Source organism: Streptomyces sp. NPDC049577, assembly GCF_040675635.1.
In the GTDB taxonomy this organism is placed as follows: domain Bacteria; phylum Actinomycetota; class Actinomycetes; order Streptomycetales; family Streptomycetaceae; genus Streptomyces.
This window is the reverse complement of record NZ_JBFAPH010000415.1, coordinates 1-4714: the sequence shown is the minus strand read 5'-3', so window position 1 is coordinate 4714 and position 4714 is coordinate 1. Positions and strand designations below refer to the sequence as shown.

3 protein-coding genes, 3 tRNA genes and 1 pseudogene are annotated in these 4714 nt (G+C 75.5%); 5 read left to right on the top strand and 2 right to left on the bottom strand.

Going from position 1 to position 4714, the window contains the following annotated elements; translation table 11 throughout:
* Positions 1-2281 (bottom strand): PAS domain-containing protein (locus tag AB0K09_RS29890; RefSeq protein ID WP_366068537.1); only part of this gene is annotated, 2281 nt, incomplete at its 3' end.
* 212 nt (positions 2282-2493) lie between these two features.
* The gene (locus tag AB0K09_RS29885) at positions 2494-2955 is read right to left on the bottom strand and encodes an SSI family serine proteinase inhibitor (RefSeq protein ID WP_366068536.1); all 462 of its coding nucleotides are present in this window, start codon (positions 2953-2955) and stop codon (positions 2494-2496) included.
* 219 nt (positions 2956-3174) lie between these two features.
* Between AB0K09_RS29885 and AB0K09_RS29880 the strand changes: the two genes are divergently transcribed.
* From AB0K09_RS29880 to AB0K09_RS29860, 5 genes and pseudogenes are all read left to right on the top strand, one after another.
* Positions 3175-3265: transfer RNA gene (locus AB0K09_RS29880), tRNA-Ser, on the top strand.
* 175 nt (positions 3266-3440) lie between these two features.
* Positions 3441-3513, top strand: a tRNA-Arg gene (locus AB0K09_RS29875).
* Between the two features lie 47 nt (positions 3514-3560).
* Positions 3561-3634: transfer RNA gene (locus AB0K09_RS29870), tRNA-Met, on the top strand.
* Between the two features lie 145 nt (positions 3635-3779).
* Positions 3780-4283: a SigE family RNA polymerase sigma factor gene (locus AB0K09_RS29865; protein WP_366068535.1), complete on the top strand. Its 504-nt coding sequence runs from the start codon at positions 3780-3782 to the stop codon at positions 4281-4283.
* Between the two features lie 94 nt (positions 4284-4377).
* Positions 4378-4714, top strand: a pseudogene (locus AB0K09_RS29860) (hypothetical protein); the annotation flags it as partial.

The following is a 4714-nucleotide window of genomic DNA, read 5'->3' as shown; positions in this document are numbered from 1 at the left end:
GGCCGTTCGGGCCGTTCGGGCCGTTCGGGCCGGCGAGGGGGAAGGGCAGGGGACCGGCCGGTCCGGCGGGCGGAGCCGCCGGGACGGGCACGCCGGTGCCGTCCGGGCCGGCGGGGGCGGTTCCGGGGAAGGGCCCCGGGCCACCTCGTCCGGGAGCGGCGGCGCCCTCCGCCGGTGCGGCGGGCGGCACACCGGGAGCGTTCGGCCCGGCGGGAGGGAACGGCACGGGCCCGGCCTGGGGGCCGGCCGCGTCCGCGCCGCCGGGGACGGCGGCCACCGGCCCGGGGAACGGGCCCGGGCCGCGCACGTCGGGGACGCCCGCCGGTGCGGGCTCGGCCGGGGGAGCCGCCTCGGAGGGCGGCGGGCCCGCCTGGCCGGGGACGGCGGGGCGGTGCGTCGCGTCGGCGGACGCCTCGGTGCCGCTCCGGCGGTCCGCCTCGGCCGGCGGCAGGGCGAACGCCGTGCGCTCGCCGGTGGGACGCGGCTCGGGGCCGGGCGCCGCCCGGCGCGCACGCCGGCCCATGGGCGCCGGCTCCGCGGCGGCGACCGGGGCGGGCTCGGGGACCGGGGCGCGGTCCGCGTCGGCGGGGGGCAGCGCGAAGGCCGTGCGGCGGGCGCGGCGGCCGCCGCCCTGCGCCTGCGCGGGCACCACCGGCTCGGGGGACTCGGCCGGCTCGGCGGCCTCCGGACCCCGGCGACGCCCCGTCGGCTGGGACGGGGACTGCTCCTCGGTCCCGCGCGCCCGCTGCGCCGGCATCGGCATGACGGTCGTACCGCCGCCGATGGTCGCCGGCGAGGCGTCGGCGCGGTCCTGGGCCGACGCCGGGACCGGGCCCGCGTCCGCCGAGACCGGCACCTCCAGGACGTACGCCTTGCCACCCGCCGCGCCCGGCACGTCGTGCGTCTGCAGCACGCCGCCGTGCCGGCGGACGATGCCGCGCACGACCGGGCCGTGCACCGGGTCGCCGCCCGCGTGCGGGCCGCGTACCTCGACGCGGACGACCTCGCCGCGCTGGGCCGCCGCCACGACGATCGTCGAGTCGCCGGCGACCGTGCCGCCCGTCGAGTCGATCCCCGCGACGTCGGCGATCAGATGGGCGAGGGCCTGGGCGAAGAGCGCCGCGTCCACCTCGGCCTCGATGGCCGGGGCGTGCACCGCGAACTGCGCGCGGCCCGGCCCGATCAGCTCGACGGCTCCCTCGACGCCGGCGGCGACCACCTCGTCGAGGGAGACCCGCTCCCGCTGGAGCCGGGTCTGGCCCGCGTCGAGCCGCTGGTAGGCGAGGACGTTGTCGACGAGCGTCGTCATCCGGGTGTACCCGGCGGCCAGGTGGTGCAGGATCTGGTTGGCCTCGGGCCACAGCTGCCCGGCCGGATCGTCGGCCAGGGTGCCCAGTTCGGCGCGGAGTTGTTCGAGCGGCCCGCGCAGCGAGCCGTCGAGGACGGCGAGCAGCTGCGCGTGCCGGGCGGCCAGCGCGTCGTACGGGCGGCGGTCGGTGAAGGTCATGACCGCGCCGACGAGCTGGTCCCCGTCGCGCACGGGCGCCGTGGTCAGGTCCACGGGCACGGCCCGCCCGTCCTTCGCCCACAGCACCTGCCCGCGCACCCGGTGCTTGCGCCCCGAGCGCAGGGTGTCGGCGATGGGCGACTCCTCGTACGGGAACGGCGTGCCGTCCGCGCGGGAGTGGTGGATCAGCGGGTGCAGCTCGTGCCCGCCCAGGTCGCTGGCGCGGTAGCCGAGGATCTGCGCGGCGGAGGGATTGACCAGGACGACCTTGCCGGCGATGTCCACGCCGACGACGCCCTCGGCGGCGGCCCGCAGGATCATCTCCGTCTGGCGCTGCTGCCGGGCCAGTTCGGCCTCGGTGTCCAGCGTGCCGGTCAGGTCCCGGACGACGAGCATGAGCAGCTCGTCCCCGGTGTACGAGGAGTGCGGCTCGGCGTACGGGGTACGGCCGTCCTCCAGATTGGCGCTGGTGACCTCCACCGGGAACTGCGTGCCGTCCGTACGGCGCGCGATCATCCGGGTCGGCTTGGTGCGGCCGCCGTCGCCGTCCTCAGGGGGACGCATCGAGCCGGGGATGCGGCGCGAGTCGAAGTCGGGCAGCAGGTCGAGGAGTCCGCGCCCGACGAGCCCGGTGCCCGGGACCTCGAACGTCTCCAGGGCGATGTGGTTCGCGTTGACGACCGTGCCGTTGCAGTTGACGAGCAGCAGGGCATCGGGCAGGGCGTCGAGTATGGCTGCGAGGCGAGCAGCGCCTCGGGATGGCCTGCTGCTCACGACGACGCTTCCTCCCTGGTTACCGCACCTTGCGTACCGCTGTGGGCGGATTCGCGGCGCCCCGGCGGCCTGTCATTGAAGGGAAGTCTACGGGCTGCCGAGGTGGGTGCGACGGCGGATGACGGGTGCGGCGAGACCCTGTCCAGGGCGCTTCCCGGCTGGTTCCGGGCCGCTCCCGGGCGTGTCGGTGCACGACCGACATGCCCGCAGTGTCACCCCTTGGGGGTGCTCGGCGGACCGCCGAGGAGGGTGGAGAAGCGGTTCCAGCGGGCCGTCTCGCAGCCGTCCTTCCGGTTGAACCGCGCGTCCACCGGGCGGCCCGCCCAGGTGCCGGTGACGTGCGCCTGTTCCGGGCCGCCGTAGAGCATCGTGCACATCTGCCCCTTGGGCACCGGCGCGAAGAGCTCCTGGCCCCACCGCGTCTGCCCGTCGACCTGGTCGCAGGCCGCCTTGGCGTGCGGGTGCGTGCCGCCGGCCGGGTGGCAGTACAGCTCGTACCGCGCGTCGCGCGGCCCGCTGTCGCTGATCACGACGGTGAGGTGGTCGCCGCGCTCCAGGCCGGGCAGTGGCAGCGGCAGCGGCGCCGCCGACGCGGTGGGTGCCACGGGGGCGGCGGCGAACAGGGCCGGGGCCAGGGCGGTGGCGGCGGCCAGGGCGAGACGGCGGAGCGACATGGGGGGACTCCAGGGTCGGTGAGGGGTCGCGCGCGGGGCACCGGCCGGGAACGGACCGGGCCCTTCACCCCTCTAACGCGCCGGGGCGCCCCGCGTTGCGCTCCGGGAACACCTTTGCCCCGGCCGCCACCGGCCCGGTACCTTAGGGGTGCGATTGGTGGCAGGCCCCACGGCTGTGTCATCATCGGCACGCGACACCCGCGCTCGCGCGGGTGTGCTGGAGGCGTCGCCTAGTCCGGTCTATGGCGCCGCACTGCTAATGCGGTTTGGGCCTTAAAGCCCATCGAGGGTTCAAATCCCTCCGCCTCCGCAGCCGCCGACAAGCCCCGGCCGTCCGATGGACGGCCGGGGCTTTCGCGTTTCCGCTTTTCTGGCGTTTGTGCAGGTCAGGGTGGGTGCGGGGAACGGATTTCGTCTCCCGGCGGTGTTCATGTAATGTTGTTCCCGCAACGCCGACCGGCGCGGAAACGCCGCCGGGAAGCCAAGCGCTCGTAGCTTAACGGATAGAGCACTTGACTACGGATCAAGAGGTTGCAGGTTCGAATCCTGCCGAGCGCACAGCCGAGAAGCCGGTCCCCAGTATCTGGATCCGGTCTCTCGACCGTCGCGGGGTGGAGCAGCTCGGTAGCTCGCTGGGCTCATAACCCAGAGGTCGCAGGTTCAAATCCTGTCCCCGCTACTAGGACCGCAGGCCCGGCACTGTTCATGCAGTGCCGGGCCTGCGGCGTTTTCACATGTCCCGGACACCTGCCTGGCGCACGGTGTAACGCGGCGCGCCCTTCATGACGTGTACACAGTGACGTCGGATCATGGAGGGCGACACGGTGGGTGAAGCACCCGGGGACTACCTGGAGTTCGCGGCCGCGCGCAGCGGGTATCTGTTCCGCACCGCGTGCCTGCTGACCGGTGGGGACTGGCATCTCGCGGAGGATCTGGTCCAGGAGACCCTGGCCAAGATGTACCGCTCGTGGCGGCGGATCAACCGCCGCGAGTCGCCGGTGGCCTACGCGCACACCGTTCTGGTGCGCACTTTCCTCTCGCACCGCCGGCTGCGCAGCTCCACCGAGCGCCCGAGCGACTGGTTCCCGGACTCCGCCGGGCGCCCGGACGACGCCGAGCTGCGGCTGACGCTGCTGGACGGCCTGTCCCGGCTCGCCGCCAAGGACCGGGCCGTGCTGGTGCTGCGCTACTGGGAGGACCGCACGGTGGAGGAGACCGCCGCGGCCATGAAGGTCTCGGCGGGCGCGGTGCGCGTCCGGAGCCTGCGCGCCCTGCAGCGGATGCGCGAGCTGCTCGGCGACGAGCTGTCCGAGCCGGCCCTCCGCTAGCCGCCCCGGCCGCCCGCCCGGTCCGCCTGTCCCGCCGCCGGCCCGTGTGCCGACCCCCTCACTGCCGTACGAGCTGTACGAACGGAGCCGTCCCATGCCCCTCGATGACCGTCTCGACGACCATGACGACGAATTCGCGCGGCGGCTGTCCGCCGCCATGGGCGGTGCGGCCCGCGCGTTCCCGCCGCCCACCGACGACCTGGTGAACCGCGCCGCCGCGCGGGGCCGCCGGCTGCGCCGCGTGCGCGCCCTCCAGATCGGCGGGGCGGGTGCCGCGCTGACCCTCGTCGCGCTCGGCGGCACGCTCCTGGGCACCGGCGGCACCGGCGGCCGCGCCGCCGCCCCGCAGACCGTGGGGCCCGCCGCGACGGGCGCCTCGGAGGCGCCGCTCCGCCCGGTGGGCGCGCAGGAGATGGTCGACACGCTGAAGG

Bases quoted from the DNA above. Each gene is read 5' to 3' on its own strand.
- AB0K09_RS29885 (WP_366068536.1), bottom strand. From the start codon at position 2,955: ATGTCGCTCCGCCGTCTCGCCCTGGCCGCCGCCACCGCCCTGGCCCCG.